Consider the following 22,488-nt stretch of genomic DNA (forward strand, 5'->3'; position numbering starts at 1 on the left):
TCATTCGTCCTCTCTCAATTCGGGTTGCTTGCCAGGCTTATTGTTCTTCATCCGTTAAAAGCGAATCATCGGACGGCTCCTCAAGAGAGGTTCGATCCACAAGTGTCAATGTGCGGGTAACGATGTCTCCGTCCGTTTGCACCAGCAGCTTTACCTTTTGTCCAGGTAAGTAGGCTTTGAGTAGCTCATTGATATCGACTACCGAAGATACACGTTTGCCCGCAACGCTGTAGATGGCATCCCCTTCCTTGATCTTGGCTTTCTTCGCTTCCGGACTCAATACACTCGTAACCGTCAACGGATCTTCCGCAGGCAGACCTACAATGGCCGACCAGCTCTCTTCCATCTGTAATCCGAGACTTGCCCGTTTGATCGTTCCATATTTAAAAAATTGATTGATGACAAAGTTCACGGTGTCTACAGGAATAGAGAAACCCATGCTCTCGATGCCCACGGCAGAGAATTTCATGGAGTTAATACCGACGACTTCTCCCTTTAAGTTAACGAGCGGCCCTCCACTATTTCCGGGATTAATCGCCGTGTCTGTTTGAATTAAGCGGTAGGACGCTTCCACCCCACGGTTCAGACCGCTGATCACGCCAACCGTAGCTGAGTTACGCAATGAAAAGGAGATCGGCGTGCCGATCGCAATTACCGTTTCGCCCACAGCCGCTTGTGAAGCTTTAGCAAAGACCGCAGGTTTGAGTGCTTTAGCGTTAATTTTAATCAGCGCAAGGTCACTTAACGGATCACTGAACGATTCTGTAATGTTATATGTATTCCCGTCTGTCGTGACAACGACCGGATCGACCAACTGATCTACCACGTGGGCGTTCGTCACAATCCATCCATTAGCGCGAATGATAACTCCTGTGCCATGTGCCAGATTATAACGATCGTTTGCCGATCCGTTCTGGTTTTCCGTCGTTTTACCTATAATCCCAACCACAGACGGAGATACCTTCTCAATCACTTTGGGAATGGCTTCGCTTCCCTTATACGTATACGTTCCTGATTTGGCATCGTATTGTCCACTGCCGCCGAACATCTTCACCAAATCTTTCGTATTCACATACACCTGGCCGTCGATTACCTTGGCTTGCATGCCTGTCTTGGATGCTGCTGCACCAGCCGTCGCCGTCATCACACCAATGGAGAGCACAACAACCATCATCATGGCTGTTGCCCGTTTTACTAACCTTATCATGACTTCACCTGACCCTCTCTACTCTATACATCCTTCTTGCGCGACTGGACAGCCGATTCCTGGCCGAATCTATCTTCTCTCTCATCTGCAATATCGGTATCCTTCAATGTATCATACAAATTATGGCTATACAATCGTTTTGATTTTCGCTATTTTTCGACATAATCAAACTCTCTCAGTTTCCTCCCTTCGAAGAATACAGACATGAAAAAACACCTCCCATATTCATCATGGAAAGTGTTCGAAATGACTATTGCATGGTCGTATTTCTATGCATCTTAATATTGCTATTAACCAAACCAACCTGTGATCATCGCGTAGTCTGTCATCAAAAATACCAGCAGACTGACAACTGTAAACCCGATAGCAAACAAATTTTTCTTCGGTGCCCGAAGGAGCCGAACTAATCCGATAAAAATCAGGATCGTAAACAAGATCACAAAAATATCAAATGCATTAAAATTCGATGTACTCGCTGTGGCAGCCTCTGCAAGCAGCATGGATAGACAGACCTCCTCACCATAGTTGAACAACCAACACATACCCTAAACTCTTCCTCTATGTTATCTGTACCCTGTTAGTAATGCAAGCCCTATCATCCAGAAAAATGAAAAAAATCCAGATTGACCGATTTGCCCGCAAAAGCTTACCCGGTCTAATATGTAAACACTTTCATTAAGGATTCTTAATAACAGTCAAGGTATGACAGACACGGGTAACAGGCAATTTGTAAAAAGAGCCCGGGTAGATGCCAGAGCCAGGCAGCACGTATTGTGGAATAGCACGAAGTAGAACCAAGCAGTTCTGGAGCTATGTCAAGAAAGTGGACACTTAGGCTACGGTTTCGTCCGTAACTTCATCGCAAATTGTGCAGGGGAAAGACAGCCCAGTGAGCCATGCATTCGCTTGCGGTTATAGTAAAACTCAATGTACTGGTAGATGGCAGTATAGGCTTCCTTTGGCGCCTTGAACCGAGGTGTTACAGTAGATCAGTTCCTTTTTTAAAATACGATGCCAGGACTCGATAAAAGCGTTATCGTAACAGTTTCCTCTGCGACTCATGCTACATTCCATTCCGTACGTTTGGAGTTGCTTCATGTACTCTTTTGATGTGCACGGAGAGCCACGATCCGAGTGATGAAACAACCCTGGAGCAGGGCTTTTCGTCTCATAGGCTGCTTGGAGTGCATCAAGCGCCAAACTTGTTTCCATATGGTTGTACAGAATCCAGCCTACAATTTCACGCGTATACAAATCGAGAACACTGGCAAGAGATAGCCAGGCCTCCTTGGCATGGAATATAGGTGATGTCGGTGACCCATACAGTGTTCGGTGTCGATGTTTCAAACTGTTGATTCAGGGTGTTCGGAGCAATCGGATGATCATGTGTGGAATTTGTGGCCTGGACACGATACTTGGGGCTATGAACGGATCGAACATTTGACGCATACAAACACTAACGGTACGGGAACTGATCTAATATCTTTCCAGATGGAGTAAATAGGTGATATTAGGACAACCACACCGCTTCTGATGTCGAATGCGCTTCATGACCTGAGCTTTCCGCATGTGATGCTGACTTGTTCTGTCCAGCCGCCACTTGTAATATTCACTCCGAGAAACATCTAAAATGGCGCACATTTTCTCCAAAGAAAACTCGGAGCGATGGCTTTCCACAAACTGAAATCTTAACGCTTTGGTTTGCTGAAGATGTGCACCGCCTTTTTTACAATCGCTAACTCCTCTTGTGTATTCGCAAGGGTATGTTTTTTCTCTTGAAGCAACCGGCGCATCTCTTTTAGCTCTGTTTCGAGTTCCTTGACTCGATCTATACTTGCGACTGGTTCGTTTATGAGCTCGCGGTTTTTGCTCATCCATTGATGCAACGTACTTTTCGAGATGTTGAGCTCTTCTGCAAGATCCCCGAGACTCTTCGTTTGTTCTTGATTTCACCATACAGATAATATCTAGTTTTATTCGGTCTTTTACAAAGAAAAACAGTCTTTCAATTATCGAAAGACTGCTAAGGGGATCAGCTAAAAGAAAGAATGTCCTCCCATCCTACTCGCTGTATGGTAGTGTGCATAATAGAAGAAACCAGGTACTTGGTTAACATTTAGTTCTGGCCCTACAGGTGTTGCTCCACCACCAGCTACTCTTGCCACACGTGCGGCTGCCGCACTATTTACTGACCAAACATTTGCCATCGATTTCGTATACATAGGGTTTACCAATCTATGAGCTGCACCAGCTAAGTCAATAGAATGACCAACGTAAAGTTTCCCCCCCATGATTTGGGCTTCGTAGTGTTCATATTTTTTTTGTCTTAGTGTCTCTCTAATTTCATTAACTGTTACCCAAGTTTCTGTTGCTATAATTAGAGTTGCACCGACACCGACTAACCATGCCAACAAAGTTTCCCCGATTACAATACCAATGGGGATCGCGAAAGAAGCTTGTAACTTGTCCTGTTCAATTGAATAGGATTCATTTGTTTCTAGATCAGTAAAAGTTGCATTTATGTCACCCAATGAATTGACTTCATTAATAACAACGTCATAGGTTCGAAGATTTGCTGTACTGACCTCCGACTTCTCATTAGTAATAAGAGTCATCTTACCTAAATTTTTATTAATTGTAAGAGTCCCTGTAATGTCAGTAGTGGTTTCATTCTTAGAAGCCAGTGCGCTTACCCGTGCAAAACTTGTATTTAATGCTGGCATAGTAGCGCTTATAACCATTTCATCGGTATTATCTACAAGAACATCTACGTTTGAACCTACAGAAAAATCTGATAATCTACTTTCTTGGGCTTGTGCTTGGAATGTAAACGAAAAGATCATAACGAAAGCTAAAATACTGGCGATAATTGATTTATTAAAAGACTTTATCATTTCCTACCCACACCTTTCAATCTTAAAATTTATGGACGTTTATCAAAAGTTAATGAACCATTACCATAGACAGGATCATACCCTGATTCTCCTAGATCCTTTGAGATAGAATTAAGGTCTTTTATAATATGTTCGAATATCTTATCATCCTTCACATATTTACTTGATGAAAGAAAATTAGCAACGATTCCAGTAACATGAGCAGTAGCAAATGATGTGCCATCAAAAACATGGTATTTATTGTTTGGTTGAAGAGTAAGAATATTGACTCCAGGAGCACTATAATCAATTTTCCCTAGAGAAGCATAAGGATAAGGATTTTCCAAATGATCAATGGCGGAAACTGAGATCACATTTTCATATGCTGCTGGAAACTGAGTGCTCATTCCAGGGTTATTCCCTGCAGCAGCAACTATAATTATTCCTTTGTCCATTGCTTTTTCGACTGCACCCCTTAATAAAGGATCGTCTCTTTTAATACCGAAACTCATATTAATGACATCAACATCCTGTTTTATTGCCCACTCTATTCCGCTTACAAAATTACTTAAATCGCCTTTCCCTTGATTATCAAGCACCTTAATAGATAGGATCTCTACATTATGAGAGATGCCTTTGATTCCTTTGCCATTGTCATTAGCAGTTATTATACCTGCCATTGCAGTTCCATGCCCTAGTCTGTCAGTCGCGTCATTGGTAGGATTAATAGCGTTATAGTGAGATATGTAAATTCCTTCAAGATCTCGATGCGTATTATCTACTCCACTATCCATAATCGCAATCTTTACTTTCTTATTAGCTCGTTCCAAAGAGGTAGAATTAATATAGGATATTCCCCAAGGCTCATACTGAGTACTCGTAAAATCTAACTGATCTATATCCTCATTTGTGAGTACAGTAAATGATTCCTTTGTCCCCCTATTAAGGTACATAATAAGAAACGTTGACAAAACTATTAGAGTTAATATAAACATTAATAGTGATTTTTTAGATATTAAAACCCCACCTCTCATATTTGGATATTTTTACGTAATTCACGTCCATAATATTATTATATAAATCATAAATTGTAAATATATTGTAATTAATCACATATTAAAATTTATATATTGAATATTATCCCAATTATTGAAATAATATAAGACTAGAACTTATGAGAGTAGGGTGACCAAAGATGAGTTTTGAATTCTTTCTTGCCGCAGATCGTCCAATACCTGAGGTAAAACAAAATGGCTCCGAGATTTTAACGGTAAGAGATATGATTCGTATGAATGTTCCAGATGGACCAGTACCATGGAAAGCTATGAAAGAGGATGCAGAGGTACTTTATAATCGTGATCTCGCAGACTTTAATCGGTTTCATGTGGAAAGTGCACCTCATGCCTATAAAATCATGAGTAATTACACAGGTTTCAATCATATCTATACGTTTGATGTTTCTCAATTAAGTTTAGCAAAGGATTTGTATGACTATATAAATTCACTTAATAATGAAATAAACTTAGAAGTGTGGCATTTGTGGTTTGGCTATGATTATGAAGATGAAGTCATTACAAGAAAAACATTGTTACGCTCAAAGCTTACTCCCTCCGATTTTGAAGTATCGCTTAATGAGAGTTGGTGCATAGCTATTAAAAGTAAATTTGTATAGTAAGAAAATAGATAGATAAGGGACTGTTAGAAGCAGTACCTTATCTATCTATTTTTCTAGATATTGTCACCCATAACTCCTAGCAAGTGGTAATTACTATTCATACATTAAATAACATATTCCATCTTGTTAATACCTTAACAAAGGCTCAAGGTGGCTACTATATAGCTTGTCCATGATTGTAGATTAGCTGGAATCAAAAAAGATATCGAACTCGTTTTGTTAAAACAAATAACTTCAAATCAAAGTGATAAATGGTAAATAATTAATTAATATCTATTCCGGTTAAATATTGATGAAAAAAGAAGTCCCAAATGCGACTACTTTTTTTCTATCTAGATTAAGCACCTTCAATAGATATCAAAACTTTCTATCTCAACTTGAATAGATTACAAAGGTAGGGTACCATTTTAAAATACTCCCCTATTCCGTTTCTTACTTCTTCATTTTTCTACCAGCCATCCATAGACTAACATTGAAGAGAACAGCTCTAGCTTCCCTCATTCACCCTTTACTACACCTTTACTACAGAACCTTATTCACTGATAACTGAGGCTAAGATAAAATTATTACTTCTTAACTTATAAGGGTTAGTATATATTTTTATGAATAAATATAAACTCATCATAATTATGATTCATAAAGTTGCTTTTTTTTAAAAAATTACACTTAAAACTCCTTAATGCTTCTCAATACTTCTTAATTCTCTCTAATTGTAGACAAACTCCCGTGAACGCCCTCCACCTTTTAACAGATTTTGCACTTTCCCTTAAACGTATCCCCTACTCTTAATCATCAAAAAAACCTTCCTCACCGCAGAAAAGGGGTGGCATACATCCACAGCCTATTTCCCAGGCAAAGAAGGTTCTCATCTAATTTTACAGTTTAAAGATTCGCTGTTCTCTAACTACTCCGTCAGTTGCAGAGCTCTGCTCCGCTCTGTATCGCGCTCCAGTACAGGTTTCAGATACTTACCCGTATAGGATTCCTGTACTTTAATAATATCCTCTGGTGTTCCTGTTGCTACAATTGTACCGCCGCCGCTCCCACCTTCTGGACCCAGGTCAACAATATAATCGGCTGTTTTGATGACATCCAGATTATGCTCAATGACAAGCACAGACTCTCCTGAATCGACGAGGCGATGCAAGACGTTCAGCAGTCGGTCGATATCATCGACGTGCAGACCAGTCGTAGGCTCATCCAGAATATAGATCGTCTTGCCAGTACTACGGCGATACAGCTCGGAAGCAAGCTTCACACGCTGTGCTTCACCACCGGACAGTGTTGTTGCAGGTTGACCGAGATTGATGTAACCAAGGCCTACATCAAGCAACGTTTGCATTTTGCGATGAATTTTCGGAATGTTCTCGAAAAACTGAGTTGCATCCTCAACTGTCATTTCAAGCACATCTGCAATATTTTTGTTTTTGTACTTCACTTCAAGTGTTTCGCGGTTGTACCGTTTGCCTTTGCAAACCTCACAAGGCACATACACATCCGGCAAGAAGTGCATCTCGATTTTTATAATTCCGTCTCCACGGCAGGCTTCACAGCGTCCACCTTTGATATTAAAGCTAAACCGGCCTTTTTTATATCCGCGTACTTTTGCTTCATTGGTCTGTGCAAACAGGTCACGAATGTCGTCAAATACACCGGTATAGGTTGCCGGATTGGAACGTGGAGTTCGTCCGATCGGAGACTGATCGATATCAATAACTTTATCGATATGCTCCAGACCACGAATCTCCTTGTGTTGCCCTGGACGTACTCGTGCACGATTCAAATCACGTGCCAGCGTTTTGTACAAAATTTCGTTGATCAGTGTAGATTTACCTGAACCGGACACTCCCGTTACAGCGGTAAACACACCCACCGGAATCTTTACATTCAGATTCTTCAAGTTGTTCTCTTTGGCTCCGCGCACTTCCAACCAGCGATCGCCAACACTTCGGCGTTCGGTACGAATCGGGATAAACTTCTTGCCACTGAGGTACTGACCTGTCAACGAATTCTCGTCATTCATAATCTCTTCAGGTGTACCTTGTGACATTACTGTCCCGCCGTGAATACCTGCACCTGGGCCAATGTCGATAATATAGTCCGCTGCCATCATCGTATCTTCATCATGTTCGACAACGATCAACGTATTTCCGATATCCCGCATATGTGCGAGCGTAGAGATCAAACGATCATTATCCCGTTGATGTAGTCCGATACTTGGCTCGTCCAGAATGTAGAGCACGCCCATCAGGCTGGAACCGATTTGAGTCGCTAGTCTGATCCGTTGCGCTTCACCACCGGACAACGTTCCAGCAGCACGGCTTAGCGTCAGATAATCCAGACCTACGTTAACGAGAAAACCCAAACGGCTGTTGATTTCTTTTAAAATCAGTTTGGCAATGGTCTGCTCTTTCTCGGTCAACTGCAACGACTCAAAGAAACGTCCAGCTTCACCGATGGACAAACTAGTCACATAAGCCATGTTGTGGTCATTAATGGTTACGGCAAGACTCTCTCGTTTCAGACGTTGCCCTTTACATGTACCACAAGGCTTGGCACTCATGTATCCTTCAATGAACTCACGGATACCTTCTGAACCTGTTTCGCGATATCGACGCTCCAGATTATTAACGATCCCTTCGAACGTAACTAATGCTTCTTTACGCTGTCCGAAGTCATTTTCATAACGGAAACGAATTTTCTCAGACCCTGTTCCTTGCAACAGCTTGTTCATCTGATCAGCAGGTAGATCCTCGACAGGAACATCCTGAGGGATATTGAAATGTTCGCATACGGATTTGAGAAACTGCGGATAATACGTGGACGTTCCTCCTGTCCAGGCATCAAACGCTCCTTCTTCAATCGATTTACGGCGATCCGGCACCAGCAGATCGGGGTCTACAATCATTTTGACACCCAAACCGTCACAATCCGGACATGCACCAAATGGACTATTAAAAGAGAACATCCGAGGCGCCAGCTCATCAATACTGAATCCACACACCGGACAAGCAAAGTTGGAACTGAAGCGCAGTTCTTCTTCACCGATAATATCCACGAGCAGCTGCCCACCAGACAGATTAAGTGCCGTTTCAATGGAATCTGCCAATCGAGCTTGAACATCATCCTTCACAACGATCCGGTCAACGACAACATCGATGGTATGTTTTTTATTTTTCTCTAGCTGGATATCCTCTGACAGGTCTCGTAATTCCCCATTAACCCTTACACGGACAAACCCTTGTTTAGATACATCGGCAAAAACACTTTTGTGCTCTCCTTTGCGTCCCGCAACAATTGGAGCCAGAATCTGCAACCGGGTACGTTCAGGGTATTGCATGATACGATCGACCATCTGTTCTACGGTTTGGGATGTTATCTCAATCCCGTGATCCGGACAATGCGGATGACCGACACGAGCAAACAGGAGACGCAGATAATCATAAATTTCAGTAACGGTTCCTACTGTGGAACGCGGGTTACGACTTGTTGTTTTTTGGTCTATTGAGATCGCAGGCGACAAACCCTCAATCGAATCGACATCCGGTTTCTCCATCTGACCTAAGAACTGACGTGCATAGGCAGACAATGATTCTACATAACGCCGTTGTCCTTCGGCATATATCGTATCAAAAGCCAGCGAGGACTTGCCTGATCCGCTCAAACCGGTCAATACGACAAAGCGGTCACGCGGAATGGTAATATCGATGTTTTTTAAGTTATGCGCTCGTGCGCCTTTGATGACAATGTTCTCGCTCGCCAATAGTATTCATCCTCTCATTGCTTTTCTATTCTATATAAGTTGAACTATAGATTCTTTACACGTGTACACTCCAATGACAGAATAACCTGGAGAGTAGCGGTTATCCCCAGATTTTTTTAATTTCCACTTATTAAGGGGGAAAAATCTGTTGATAAGCTTATGCTTCCGATGTAGCTTTCTTGTCAGAAAGCTTTTAGGCGAACGCTCCGCTTTTCCAGGTCTTTTCTGTCCTCTCCGTTTCTGTGTAAAGATTCGTTCAACTTATATATAAACCTCTTAACCAAATTCGTCATTTTTATCAGTATAGACCTGATTTTACGATTTCAACATGTCTTATTATCGGGTCAATGGATACATTTATTTACTTCGATTTACTCAATAAGAGAACGGCCAGACTGGCCGTTCTCTTATCATCCATGTTCAATCAATGAAGCTTCCTCTATCGATTTATATCTATTCTGCTCGCAATTCCAGCAATGCATCACGAAGCTCGGCGGCACGCTCAAACTGCAAGTTTTTGGCTGCATCTTTCATCTCCGCTTCCAGACGCTGAATAAGCGACTGGCGCTCCTTCTTCGACATCTTCTCGGCGGCGCCGGTCAGATACTCGTTTTTGGATTCAGCAACCTTCGTTGCCTCAATGACATCACGCACTTTTTTGCGAATGGTCTGCGGTGTAATGCCGTGTTTTTCATTGTACTCCATCTGAATGGTACGGCGTCTCTCGGTCTCTTTTATCGCTTTATCCATGGAATCCGTTACTTTGTCACCATACAAAATAACTTTACCCTCACTGTTCCTTGCGGCACGCCCGATTGTCTGAATCAGGGAACGCTCGGAACGCAGGAAACCTTCCTTATCCGCATCCAGAATAGCGACCAATGAAACCTCCGGCAAATCCAGACCTTCCCGTAGCAAGTTAATACCAATCAATACATGGAAGGTACCCAGCCTCAGATCACGCAGAATGGACATCCGTTCCAATGTTTTGATCTCCGAGTGCAGATATCTAACCTTAATGCCAACTTCCTTCAGGTAATCCGTCAGGTCTTCCGACATCTTCTTGGTCAGCGTAGTGATCAGCACACGCTCGTCTTTGGCAATCCGGTCGTTAATCTCTGCAATCAGATCATCGATCTGTCCTTTCGTCGGACGCAACTCAATAACAGGATCAAGCAGGCCAGTAGGACGAATAATCTGTTGCACCATCGTATCGGTATGCTCAATTTCGTAAGGTCCTGGCGTCGCCGATACATAGATGATCTGGTTCATTTTCCCTTCAAACTCTTCAAACTTCAGCGGACGGTTATCCAGTGCAGAAGGCAAACGGAAACCGTGATCCACCAACACAGTCTTCCTCGCTTGGTCACCATTGTACATCGCACGGATCTGCGGCAATGTAACGTGAGACTCATCCACCACGATCAACATATCATCCGGGAAGTAGTCCATCAGGGTGTATGGCGTATCCCCGCGTTCACGGAAGGTCAGCGGCCCGGAGTAGTTCTCGATCCCTGAGCAAAACCCGACTTCCTTCATCATCTCGATATCGTAACGTGTACGCTGCTCCAGTCGCTGTGCTTCCAGCAACTTGCCTTGCTCACGCAATACTTCAAGCCGTTCTTCCAATTCACGTTCGATGTTCACCAGTGCCACACGCATCGTTTCTTCTTGGGTTACGAAGTGAGATGCCGGGAAAATAGCAATATGCTCGCGCTCACCGATTAATTCTCCGGTTAAGACGTCAATCTCGGTAATTTTCTCGATCTCATCCCCGAACAACTCCACTCGAATGGCATGTTCACCCTTGGAAGCCGGGAAAATCTCAATAACATCGCCACGGACACGGAACGTGCCACGGACAAAGTTAATATCATTCCGCTGATACTGTATCTCTACAAGACGGGACAGAATCTGATTACGTGGTTTCTCCATTCCAACCCGCAGAGACAACAACATACTGGAGTAGTCATGAGGTGATCCCAAACCATATATACAGGATACACTTGCTACGATAATGACATCACGACGTTCGAACAAGGAACTGGTCGCGGCATGTCGCAGCTTATCAATCTCTTCATTAATACTCGAATCCTTCTCGATATACGTATCTGAGGAAGGAATATAGGCTTCTGGTTGGTAGTAGTCGTAATAACTGACAAAATACTCAACCATGTTATTCGGAAAAAATTCTTTGAATTCACTCGCCAGCTGTGCTGCCAGTGTCTTATTGTGCGCAATAATCAACGTGGGCCGCTGTAGCTTGGCAATAGTCTGTGCAATGGTAAACGTCTTACCCGTACCCGTTGCACCCAAAAGCGTCTGGTATCTCTTCCCTTCCTGAACACCCTTCACCAATTCCTGAATGGCTGCAGGCTGATCACCCTGGGGAGAAAACTCTGACTCGATTTCGAACGTTTTGTCGCTCATAATAATATCGCTCATTGCCGTATCTCACCCTATCGTCTAAAATAATAGTCACTATATATTGTCGAAGTTCCCCGAATTTCCAGTTGGGAAAACTTATAGTAATAGGAATATTTGTTCCCGTTCAATTATACCTTGTTCGTTTTAGTGATGCAAACGTGAAATGAAGATAGGAGTGGGTTAATTTATGGATATTGCGACACTTATCGGTATAATTGCCGGAATTGCCGCAGTTATCAGCGGTTTTTTGTGGGAAGGCGGCCATATGTCCGGCCTGTTACAAAAAACGGCTGCTCTAATCGTGTTCGGCGGCACCATCGCTGCCGTTGTAGCCAGCTTCCCTGCACATCGTCTGCGAACGATCCCTGCTGCTTTACGTATGGCCTTTGGACGTCGTGCTCAGGATTCCAAACAATGGGTTGAAGAACTAATCGAGATGTCGTCCATTGCCCGCAGATCCGGTGTGCTTGCTCTGGAACGCAGAGTTGTGGATCATCCCCATCCCTTTTTGCAAGATGGCATTCAGATGGTTGTCGACGGTACAGACCCGGATGTTGTTCGGCAGATCTTGGAGATGGAGATTGATTCTGTAGAACAGAAACATGAGGGTTATGCCAAAATATTTGAATCTGCCGGCGGCTATGCACCAACGATGGGAATCATCGGAACCGTAATGGGACTGATTCAGGTACTTGGCAGCTTAACCGATCCGACTGGACTCGGACCAGCCATTGCCGTTGCTTTCACGGCCACTCTCTATGGGGTTGCCAGTGCTAATCTCATCTTTTTACCTATCGCCTCCAAAATCAAATCCAGAGGTGCTGACGAGGTGCAAGAAATGGAGATGATGCTTGAAGGAGTGCTTGCCATTCAAAATGGGGAAAATCCTCAGCTCGTTCGCAAACGGCTAGAGTCTTTTACGCTCTCGCACCGCCAGGTCTTGCAATCTCCGCTCGCAAAGGAGGGATTAGATGAGTCGTCGCAGTAAACGGCGTGCCAAACGCGAAGCTGCTGACCATCGGGATCGCTGGATGATTACCTATGCGGATCTCATTACGTTACTACTGATTTTTTTCGTCATCATGTACGCCATGAGCAATCTGGATACCGGTAAATACGACGTCGTGACCCAATCCCTTCAAAGCACTTTTAATAAATCCGACTCCATACTTGAACTGGGGGACGGACTCAGGGATACACCGGGTCAAACCATCACCAAGCCCCCCCAGGGAAGCTCAGAGGATGATCAAGATTCGTCATCAGATTCGGACAAAGATACCCCTGATGATAGCAACCGTCCGCTCACGGAGCGGGAAGAACAATTCAGGACTCAGGAACAGGAATTACAAAATCTGTTCAATGTGATTACCCAATATATCGAAGATAATAAACTGGATAATCAAATTTTCGTGGCAGACAAACCGCAAGGTATCTCCATTACGCTCAGTGATCGTTTTCTGTTTGATCAAGGACAAGCTGCCTTGAAAAAAGATGCTGCACCTACACTTAGCAAACTCGCCAGTTTGTTTCGTAATCTTCAAATGGTGGTCAGTATTGAGGGACACACGGATAACGTCCCAATAGGAGCCAATTCCGCGTACAAGGATAACTGGGAGTTGTCTGGTGAACGTGCGTTATCAGTACTACGCTTTTTCATCGATCAGGAGAAACTCGACCCCGACCACTTCCAATATGCAGGGTATGCGGATACCAGGCCAACCGGAGACAATACAACAGCAGCTGGAAGACAGAAGAACCGCCGGGTTGAAATCACGGTGCTTCGCCAATTACAGCCATAGTCAGTTATCCCGCAAAAAAATACATGCCTGACCTCAGCCTCTATTAACCGTATATACGAAGTCATGTTACAACAAAACAACTCAGTAAAAAGCACGTTTGACGGTATTCATCCCGTAAAACGTGCTTTTTTGACTGTATTCTAAATTACCGTTGCTCCTACTCTTGCTCTTGCTTTAACTCTTAACTCCTAACTGACTCCCTCTATCTCTTTTCCTATTTACGCCGCCACCAATTTACGCATCCATCCCCGGTTGATTGGGACGAAGAATCACGGAACCGACAGCCAGCAGGATCACGGCCATGGCAAACAGGATCAGCAGCGGCAGGGTGATGTCTGCCAATGTGCCTCCGGCGGAGATCGTTTCGACTGCCTGAATCGTCCATTTTTGCGGTACGAAGTTCGCCAGCTTCTGCATATACTCCGGCATGATGGATAACGGCCAGAAACAACCCCCAATCATACAAGTTGGTACAATGATGAGCGAGTTCAACATACTGGCATTTTTCGATTCACGGATCAGGCCACTCACGGCACTCGCTAATCCCATCGATACCAGCATAAACGCTCCAAGAATCAGAAAGTGAATACCAAACGGAATCCCTGCATCATAATGCAGCACCCAACGGCTTATACCGAGCACGAGCATAATCTGGATGACTCCAATCGCCAGACTACCCAGAAAGTTTCCTAGCGCGATCTCATATGACCTAACTGGAGCGGTATACATTCGAGCCATCGTATGTTGTTTTCGATCGTCCATAATAACAGCCACTGCACTCGTTAACAGTCCCATCATGAACATAATCGTGAATCCGGTGACGTTATTTAAACCTGGCTTGGGATACAGTTGCAGATGTAATGCTTCCCCGGATAGATGATGCCTCCCAATCTCTTGCAGGAGCTGTTCGAGTTTCGCTTCCTGACTCTTAGCGTCAGCTTTAGAAGGCAACATGGTAGCAGATGTTTGTACGGCAACAGCAGACTGTTTCAACCCATCCGCAACCCCTTCGGCGGCTGCTCGTAGGATGTATGAGCTTTCGCTGACACGCATTTCAATCCACTGGATCTCCACAGGCTTCCCCTGTAACAGCGATTCGGTGTAATTGGCGGGAATTACAATTCCCATGCTTGCTTTTTGGCGAACGATATCCGATTTCACTTCTGCCTCGTTACTCGCAGCTTTGAAGCTGTATTCCTTCGTACGAGCGAGCTCTTTGATCATCCATGATCCAGCGATCCCCTCATCCATATTGACATAAGAAACAACCGCACGACTGGCCTGCTCACTTCCAAAAAGAGCAACTGCACCTGTCACAACAAGGCATGGTAGCAGTAAAAATGCAACAAAGCCACGTTTACGTCCCAGTGTTCTCCGGATCATTAACCAAGCGATATGCAGACTATTCATAACGATATCCAACCTTTCTGTATATCACTGCAGCAGCTGCTGCTAGCACTGCACACACGGCCCCAAGCATGAAAATATTGTGCATGACCTCTTGCAAAGTTGCACCCAGCATCATACTAAGAAAACTTTGAAGCGCCCAATGATTCACCGTGAATTCGCTAATGCGCTGTACAAAATCGATGGCGATCGGAGTAAACCCGCCGCTAATAAAAGTCATCACGATGATAATCCCCTGCATTAATGCAGTAGCTGAAGCAGCACTTTTACTAACCAAGGCTACAATAATACCCAAAGTCATTGACGCCAGCGTAATAAGTATACAGATTAGTACAATCAACCACGGATGACCACCCCAATTCACGCCAAATAATAGGTTGGTCATGACGATAATAATGATTGCTTGTAAAAAGGCAAGCAGACTGTTACCTGCAACTTTGCCGGCAAAGATCACTCCATTGCCTACTGGCGTTGCCTGAAGACGCGCGAGCGTTTGTTTGTCGCGCTCCGTAAACAGGCTGTTAACGGTGGTCATGCCAGAGTACAGCATAAACATCGCCAGCATGGCTGCTGCGTAATACTGTGACGCGCTGTAGGATTGACCGGAATTCCCCGGGCTGCTGACCTTAATATTCAGCTGTGCTGACGGCAGTCCAGTGCCATCTCGCATTGAAATCGCCATCACCGTTTCTGGCCCAAGAACTTTTGCAATGGCATCCTGTCGATTCAACTCATCCGTAAAGCTAGTGAATACGGTCTGCCCCACCACATTAAGTGTATTGTCTTTTCCAAGTATCCATTGTAGCTTAACGGTTTTTCCTGCCATCCATTGTTGCACCATATCCGAAGTCATGATCACCGCAAAATCAAGATCTCCTTGTTTTAACGCATCCATCGTTTCGTCCTGTGAAGACATGTTTTTCACTTTTATCTTTTGGGCTACTTCAGGTGCAGCCACAAAGGCTTTCAGGGCTTCACCTACAGGAGAGGATGCCGCTTCATTTGATTGCACAATCCCCACGCGCAACGTATCAGGCATCGTATCTTTTCCTGTTCCCATCGCGCTCGATAATGCCGTTCCCAAGATGAAAATTAATAATAAAGGCAGAATGAACAGATTAATCACTACAGAACGAATTTTCAAAATACGTCTGAGTTCAAAGATACAAATATGCCATATGCTCATGCCATCTCCTCCTAGTCTCGAAGCGTACGCCCGGTCAGATTGAGGAAAAGCGTCTCGAGATCCGGTTCTTCGACCCGGAGAGATTGAATAGACATGTCATGTTTGCTGCAAATAAACAGCATATCTTGCAGCGCCTGCTGTGCCGAAGGCAGCATAATCGTTAATGTGTCTTCCGTGACTTCTACTGCCCGTACACGCGGGTGAAGCTTAAGTTCTTCCACAGCACCGGCATCCATGCCAGAAGTGGTAAGTACAATTTTTTCCTCCGATGCAACACGTTCCCTTAACTCAGCCTCGGTTCCACAAGCAATAATCCGGCCTTGATCCATGATAGCCACCCGATTACTGATCGCAGCAACCTCCTCCATATAATGACTTGTATAGATAATGGTCGAGCCCATCTTGTTGAGCGTTCGCACCGATTCAAGAATGTGATTGCGGGATTGTGGATCAATGCCCACGGTAGGCTCATCCATAATGATCAGATCCGGCCTGTGACTGAGTGCACATGCGATGTTGAGTCTGCGTTTCATGCCGCCCGAGAAGGTGGATGGAGCATCCTTGGCCTTATCTTGCAAACCAACAAATTCAAGAGATTCCTGCACTCTTTCTTTGAGCTTCTTCCCTCGTAATCCATAGAGCCGGGCAAAAAAAGTAACATTATCCGCGGCACTCATCGTTTCATACAAAGCCAAATCTTGCGGAACCAGTCCAATCTTACGCTTCACATCGAGTGGTCGCTCCTCCACCGATATGCCATCCAGTCTGATCTCTCCCTGATCCATGCTGAGCAAACCTGCAATCATACTAATCGTAGTGCTTTTTCCCGCTCCATTCGGTCCAAGCAGACCAAAAATCTCTCCCTTTTGCACACTTAAGTTAAGGTGATCCACCGATAACTTGCTGCCATACCGTTTTACAACGTGATCCATTTCCAATATATTCATCTACGTATGCCCCTCCCATATGAGCTCTTACCGCGATATTCCTATGTCTATTGTATCGAATGTCTCCCCTTGGCGAAGGTACATAAAGTCATCATTCAAAGGTGACTTAAGTCATCTCCTGATGTTGCGGTGGCCTATGTTATAATCAAGGATGCGTTATCGTCTTATTCTCCATTATGTTAAAAAAGGATGTCATCTACATATGCCCTTGGGATTCCTGCAATATGGTTTATTGGTTGTACCTGCTGTGTTGTTCAGTTTGACCCTACCTTTACATGGCGAAGCACTGTACACCTTTTACATCCTCATCTCGACCTTACTCGCTGTAGCGAACCGCTTTACCCGTTCAGGCGCACAGCAATCACTGTTATTTCTGGCAGAAATAATGTGGGCCAGCTGGTTGATCGCGCTATACGGCCCCTTTATGATTTTCATCTCTCTATCGGTTCTCTATGTTTATATGTATCGGCTCGGTGGATCTGTAAGATGGTTCATTCTAGGGATTCAGCTGATTACAACAAATCTCGCACTGTATTGGCATGTTGCAACTCCAACTACGCTCAGTCTTAGAGCCATGGAAGTTCAAATGAACACCATTAGCTGGCTCTCGGGCTCTATGAAGCTGAGCATTGGCGTAAACTTGCTCTTATGGATGACAGCAGCGCTCTCCTGGCAAGGAGCCAAAGCTGCAAACGGTCGCAAACAACTGGAGCATGTGTATGACGAACTACGGCATAAGCATTATGAGCTACAAGAGACGCGTGCACAATTGCTGTCATTTTCCAAACAATTAGAAGATGCGGCTCAGGCAGAAGAGCGTATTCGAATATCCCGTCAGCTTCATGATGATATCGGACATCGGCTAATACGCACCAAAATGATGTCAGAAGCTGCCTTGCTCACGCTACCTTTGAATAACGAACAGGGTACTGAAATGGTCAAGCAGATTCGAGACCAGCTGGCTGCAAGTATGGATGATATGCGTAACACCCTTCATAAACTTCGTCCTGATTTTCATGCATCCGATGCCTACGCTTTGGATCGTCTATTAGAGGAAGTCGGTCGCGATACGGGGATACAGACTCATTACGAAATTATTGGTCAGCCACACGCTCTCTATCCCAGTATGCAGATTGTGTTGTACAAAAACGCCAAAGAAGCTATAACGAATGCCATTAAACATGGAAAGGCCACTTCCATTCGTTTGCAGCTGGCTTTTGGGCATCAGGAGATTCGTATGAGCATCAGTAATGATGGCAGCATGCACTCCCTTTTAGATACAAGTGTAACAACAGGCCTTGGGCATGAGGGTATGCGTCAGCGTACACAGTTCATTGGAGGTACCATTGAGGTTCAACCCACCGCCCCATATACTGTTATCACTCGAATCCCCATGACAAACAAAATGAATTTACTGTAAAACGGAAAGGAATATGCTCATGCCAGAACCGAACAATAGCACTCAGAAAACGTTGTCCGAGCAACCTCCCTCCGTCATTCAGGTCCTTCTTGTCGATGACGATCCCTTCATCCGGGAAAGCCTGAAAGTGGTGCTCGGCCTCGATGCGGATATTCACATTACAGATACGGCTTCCAATGGGACGGAGGCACTTGTCTGCCTTGAATCAGGAACACCTGTAGATGTTGTACTCATGGATATACGTATGCCCGAATGTGATGGGGTCGAAGGAACTCTTCTGATCAAAACCCGTTTCCCCGATATCCAGGTACTGATGCTGACAACCTTTGACGACGATGAATATATCATTCAAGCTATACAGAACGGAGCGAGTGGTTATCTACTCAAAAACGTCCCTCCTGACCGGATCGTACAGGGCATCAAAACCGTCTATAACGGGGATATGCTGATCCATCCGGATATTGCACGCAAACTCGCGGGCTTGCTCCGAACACCAGCTTCTCCTCCGGTAAACGAGCCACTTGAAACGCATGGGCTTACACGCATGGAGCTTTCCGTTGCCGAAGCTATATCTGAAGGACTATCCAACAAAGAAATTGCCACTAAACTGTTTCTCAGCGAGGGTACCGTCAAAAACTATGTAACTGAAATCCTGGGTAAGCTGCATTTGCGTGATCGCACCCAGATAGCCATTTTTATTTTGAAAAAATAAAGCAAAAAGGTACTTCCTCACGCCAGCGAAGGCGTCTGGAAGTACCTTTTATTACATTTCGACTGATCCTTTGTCACTCACTACAGGGGCTGGTGGTAAAGCCAGTGGAGCTTCGTCGATACGCTGCTGCTCTTTCCGGCGTGTGAATAATTTGAGCGTAATCACATGCAACAACGTCACCGGACGTGGCTGAACTGCCCATGCTTCATGTTTATCCGGTGCCATAATCACACCAAGCTGGTGGTGCTCGCCTTCGTAAATCGCTCGTTGCATAAACTTGCTCTCTCCCTGATGATTACGCACCTCCAGCTTGCAAAAAGCCGGATTCATCCGCAGTGCCCGGTGTAGTTCTTCGGGAGAATGAACGAGTATACCGTTCACTTTATACAATGTCTCCCCTGCCTCAATTCCGAGCTCTGCTGCAGGACTCTCTGGAATTACACTCAATACCTTAAGTCCATGCTGAGGATGAACAAATGCAGGACTAAGTTGCTGCTCTTCCAATGCGCTGTACCACACCAGGAGTTCATGTCCGGCAAAAGCTACCAAGGCTGCAATCACTGTCAATGGTGACCACCATACGGCAAGCAGACTGAATACAAGTAATGCCAAGCTATACAGCATCAAACGTTTAGCTGAAACCTGGAGTTTACGCCCAGGTAGCATACTTTGTGTATTTTCGCTAAATCCCAGCAAGATGGGTAGTGCCATTAGCGTGTAGCCCTGACCTGCATGAAGTAGCGGAGTCCACGCCAATTCTGTGATACCTCCGGTTGTCGGAACAAGAATCAATAGTGGAACCGCCCAGAAGAGTTGCATTTGATATCCGCCTACCAACTTCCCGCGTTTACCTTCCATCAGAAACGGTGAGGCCATAGATACACCCTGCATTCGTGCCAGTATAGCTTCGCCAAAATGCAGCAATGCAGCCAGCACGAGCAATGCAGGCATGTCCAATGCACGCACCGTCTCCACAGCTTGTCCAAGCATACCGACAGGCTGCCAGCTGGAGGCTACATTCAGAGCAAATTGCAGAATCCCCAGTGCCCCCGCTGCATAGGCAAAGCACAAATAACGGATACGAATTAAAGATAAAACCAATGCTGCAATCCATATGCTGATTACACTACCTAGCGTAAGATAAGTGCCAAGGAAAAGAGATATCATGGACACAATTACACCAATGACAATTCCCCCGAGAACCGCTCGAATCGCCTGCGTGATCGAACTCTGCATACGTACATGGAAGAGTTTCCGTTCCTGCAGCAACTGACGATGATAAATTAAAGCAATCAGAATCACTGCCATATAATAAAACGGCTGAATCAACAACTGTAACAATGCTTCCCCTAATACAGTTAACCAAGGCCATACCCATTCCATTGTAGCATTTCACTCCTCTCCTTCAGCCGGTTCAGAAAAAAAGAAGGCTGAAAATCAGCCTTCTTTATGGCTTCGACACAGCGGACGAAATATCCTTTGAGACATTTTCGATCGCGCGTTTCAGCTGTGCATCATATTGAGGATTGGCAATACGTTCAATCAGAGATGCTTCCAGAGATTCTGCCGTTTTCTCATCGATTTGGCCAGTAACCTGAATGCCTTTTTTCTTCTGGAACGCCTTGACGGCTTCTTCGGTCTTCTGGTCGTAGTATCCGTCTACACGATCCGGCTTGAAGTCAAGTCCTCTCAGCATCGTCTGCGCACTCTTCACATCCATGCTATTGCTGTCATATTTCAGTGGCAACTTCTCTTTATTAATCGGCGCAACCGAGAAATAGTCTGGCTGGTTCACTGCAATATCCGGTTTGATGCCTTTTTCATGAATCCAGGTACCGTTTGGTGTCAACCACTTGGCGATCGTAATCTTCAGCAGGCTACCGTCGCCCATCTGTTTATCGTAGCTGGTCTGCACCGTTCCTTTACCAAATGAATTTTCACCTACGAGTGTAGCACCAGCAGATTGTTGCAAAGCTCCTGCCAGGATTTCGGAAGCACTCGCGCTACCTTTGTTCATCAAGACGGTAATAGGATAAGGTTTGGCTGATCCATTCGATTTACTTTGTTCCTTCTTGCCATTTTTATCTTCAACCTGAACGATGACTTTACCCTTCGGTACAAACTGTTCTGCTATATCGATAACGACTTGCAGTACACCGCCCGGGTCATTCCGTACATCGATAATCAGGCCTTTCATATTCTGCTTCTCGAGCCTAGCAAGCTCTTCTTTGAAGCGTTCACCTGTATTCAGCGAGAACTGCGTAATGTTGATGACACCAATACCGCCATCTTCCATATGCGCATAAACGGTTTCCAAATCAATATCATCACGAACAATCGTGAATTCAATCGGCTCTGTCGATCCCGCACGTTTCACCTGTACTTTGGCTTCGCTACCCTTTGGACCTCTAATCTTGTTAACCGCTTTGTTGAGCTCAAGTCCTTGAAGCGATTCACCGTTAACGGACATAATGATGTCTTTCGCACGGATACCTGCTTTTTCAGCAGGCGAACCTTTGATTGGGGAAACGACAACGACATTACCGTCTTGCGAGGAAACCTCTGCACCAATACCGGTAAATGAACCTTCAATGGACTCTTCAAACTGGGCAGCTGTTTCCTGTCCCATATAGTTGGAGTAGGGATCACCGAGAGATTCCATCATGCCATTGATCGCACCATCAATCAACTTGGTACGGTCGACATCTTTATAATAGTTACTGGAGATCAAATCCATTGCGGTTTCAATCTTCTTTAAATCGTTTTTCTGCTGCGAGCTGCCGGTTACACTTGCCAGCAGTCCTTCGCCGGGTTTCACCTGGCTTGTAATGCCCGGATAAGTCATTAACACGATGGTTAACAGACTCCCGCCAAGCAGTCCCAAAATAACGAACAGCAGCGCCGATCTTTTTTTCATCATCCGTTTGTCACCGCCTTTAGTATTGAAGCGCATCCGATTCGAACTGCCCCGAATCATTCCCTGAACATGCCAGCTTAGTATATGTCTAGCTTGTACGGATTATGATTTTTCCATTCGAAGTTTAAACTATATAAGTTGCAACGCATTAAATC

General features: G+C 44.7%; 17 protein-coding genes and 1 pseudogene. 5 read left to right on the forward strand and 13 right to left on the reverse strand.

What is annotated here, in order from left to right:
• Nucleotides 1-37: 37 nt before the first annotated feature.
• The 6 genes and pseudogenes from MKY23_RS25215 to MKY23_RS25240 form a co-directional block, all read right to left on the reverse strand.
• Nucleotides 38-1,207, reverse strand: coding sequence for a trypsin-like peptidase domain-containing protein (locus MKY23_RS25215; protein WP_339832994.1), 1,170 nt, complete (start codon nucleotides 1,205-1,207; stop codon nucleotides 38-40).
• A 290-nt stretch (nucleotides 1,208-1,497) separates the two neighbouring features.
• A complete protein-coding gene (locus tag MKY23_RS25220) occupies nucleotides 1,498-1,707 on the reverse strand; it encodes a hypothetical protein (RefSeq protein WP_090923015.1) in 210 nt (69 codons plus the stop codon).
• Nucleotides 1,708-2,131: 424 nt separating this feature from the next.
• Nucleotides 2,132-2,554, reverse strand: coding sequence for a DDE-type integrase/transposase/recombinase (locus tag MKY23_RS25225; RefSeq protein WP_339832997.1), 423 nt, complete (start codon nucleotides 2,552-2,554; stop codon nucleotides 2,132-2,134).
• Between the two features lie 341 nt (nucleotides 2,555-2,895).
• Nucleotides 2,896-3,138 (reverse strand): annotated as a pseudogene (locus MKY23_RS25230) (transposase); the annotation flags it as partial.
• A 105-nt stretch (nucleotides 3,139-3,243) separates the two neighbouring features.
• Complete coding sequence (locus tag MKY23_RS25235) at nucleotides 3,244-4,101, reverse strand: hypothetical protein (protein ID WP_308722760.1); 858 nt, start codon at nucleotides 4,099-4,101, stop codon at nucleotides 3,244-3,246.
• Nucleotides 4,102-4,130: 29 nt separating this feature from the next.
• The gene (locus tag MKY23_RS25240; RefSeq protein ID WP_308722759.1) at nucleotides 4,131-5,114 is read right to left on the reverse strand and encodes a S8 family serine peptidase; all 984 of its coding nucleotides are present in this window, start codon (nucleotides 5,112-5,114) and stop codon (nucleotides 4,131-4,133) included.
• Nucleotides 5,115-5,275: 161 nt separating this feature from the next.
• Here MKY23_RS25240 and MKY23_RS25245 point away from each other — a divergent pair, with 161 nt between their 5' ends.
• Complete coding sequence (locus MKY23_RS25245; RefSeq protein ID WP_339833004.1) at nucleotides 5,276-5,752, forward strand: hypothetical protein; 477 nt, start codon at nucleotides 5,276-5,278, stop codon at nucleotides 5,750-5,752.
• 907 nt (nucleotides 5,753-6,659) lie between these two features.
• On the opposite strand, the gene uvrA is transcribed toward MKY23_RS25245, so the two are convergent.
• Both uvrA and uvrB read right to left on the reverse strand, forming a co-directional pair.
• A complete protein-coding gene (uvrA, locus tag MKY23_RS25250; protein WP_339833006.1) occupies nucleotides 6,660-9,518 on the reverse strand; it encodes an excinuclease ABC subunit UvrA in 2,859 nt (952 codons plus the stop codon).
• A gap of 453 nt (nucleotides 9,519-9,971) precedes the next feature.
• Nucleotides 9,972-11,963 (reverse strand): excinuclease ABC subunit UvrB, encoded by a 1,992-nt coding sequence (gene uvrB / locus MKY23_RS25255; RefSeq protein WP_339833008.1) that lies wholly within the window; start codon nucleotides 11,961-11,963, stop codon nucleotides 9,972-9,974.
• Nucleotides 11,964-12,132: 169 nt separating this feature from the next.
• On the opposite strand from uvrB, the gene MKY23_RS25260 reads away from it, so the two are divergent.
• A complete protein-coding gene (locus tag MKY23_RS25260; RefSeq protein ID WP_221790429.1) occupies nucleotides 12,133-12,933 on the forward strand; it encodes a flagellar motor protein in 801 nt (266 codons plus the stop codon).
• Entirely contained in the window at nucleotides 12,917-13,744 is an 828-nt protein-coding gene (locus tag MKY23_RS25265; protein WP_339833011.1) for a flagellar motor protein MotB, read from the forward strand. The genes MKY23_RS25260 and MKY23_RS25265 overlap by 17 nt, the downstream gene beginning before the upstream one ends.
• Nucleotides 13,745-13,978: 234 nt before the next feature.
• Here the strand turns inward: MKY23_RS25265 and MKY23_RS25270 are convergent, their stop codons facing one another.
• The 3 genes from MKY23_RS25270 to MKY23_RS25280 are packed head-to-tail and all read right to left on the reverse strand — an operon-like array spanning nucleotide 13,979 to nucleotide 17,284.
• Nucleotides 13,979-15,154 carry an ABC transporter permease gene (locus MKY23_RS25270; RefSeq protein ID WP_339833013.1) on the reverse strand — a complete coding sequence of 392 codons (1,176 nt, stop codon included), beginning with the start codon at nucleotides 15,152-15,154 and terminating at the stop codon, nucleotides 13,979-13,981.
• The gene (locus MKY23_RS25275; RefSeq protein ID WP_339833016.1) at nucleotides 15,147-16,337 is read right to left on the reverse strand and encodes an ABC transporter permease; all 1,191 of its coding nucleotides are present in this window, start codon (nucleotides 16,335-16,337) and stop codon (nucleotides 15,147-15,149) included. Before MKY23_RS25275 ends, MKY23_RS25270 begins: the two co-directional genes overlap by 8 nt.
• Nucleotides 16,338-16,348: 11 nt before the next feature.
• Nucleotides 16,349-17,284, reverse strand: a complete 936-nt coding sequence (locus MKY23_RS25280; protein WP_339833018.1) for an ABC transporter ATP-binding protein — start codon at nucleotides 17,282-17,284, stop codon at nucleotides 16,349-16,351.
• A 202-nt stretch (nucleotides 17,285-17,486) separates the two neighbouring features.
• Between MKY23_RS25280 and MKY23_RS25285 the strand changes: the two genes are divergently transcribed.
• Nucleotides 17,487-18,704, forward strand: a complete 1,218-nt coding sequence (locus tag MKY23_RS25285; RefSeq protein WP_339833020.1) for a histidine kinase — start codon at nucleotides 17,487-17,489, stop codon at nucleotides 18,702-18,704.
• A gap of 19 nt (nucleotides 18,705-18,723) precedes the next feature.
• Nucleotides 18,724-19,416, forward strand: coding sequence for a response regulator transcription factor (locus MKY23_RS25290; protein ID WP_339833022.1), 693 nt, complete (start codon nucleotides 18,724-18,726; stop codon nucleotides 19,414-19,416).
• Nucleotides 19,417-19,467: 51 nt separating this feature from the next.
• On the opposite strand, the gene MKY23_RS25295 is transcribed toward MKY23_RS25290, so the two are convergent.
• Nucleotides 19,468-20,799 (reverse strand): PDZ domain-containing protein, encoded by a 1,332-nt coding sequence (locus tag MKY23_RS25295; RefSeq protein ID WP_339833024.1) that lies wholly within the window; start codon nucleotides 20,797-20,799, stop codon nucleotides 19,468-19,470.
• Between the two features lie 64 nt (nucleotides 20,800-20,863).
• A complete protein-coding gene (locus MKY23_RS25300; RefSeq protein WP_339833026.1) occupies nucleotides 20,864-22,336 on the reverse strand; it encodes a S41 family peptidase in 1,473 nt (490 codons plus the stop codon).
• Nucleotides 22,337-22,488 lie beyond the last annotated feature (152 nt).

It is taken from the genome of Paenibacillus sp. FSL R7-0272, assembly GCF_037969905.1.
Classification (GTDB): domain Bacteria; phylum Bacillota; class Bacilli; order Paenibacillales; family Paenibacillaceae; genus Paenibacillus; species Paenibacillus polysaccharolyticus.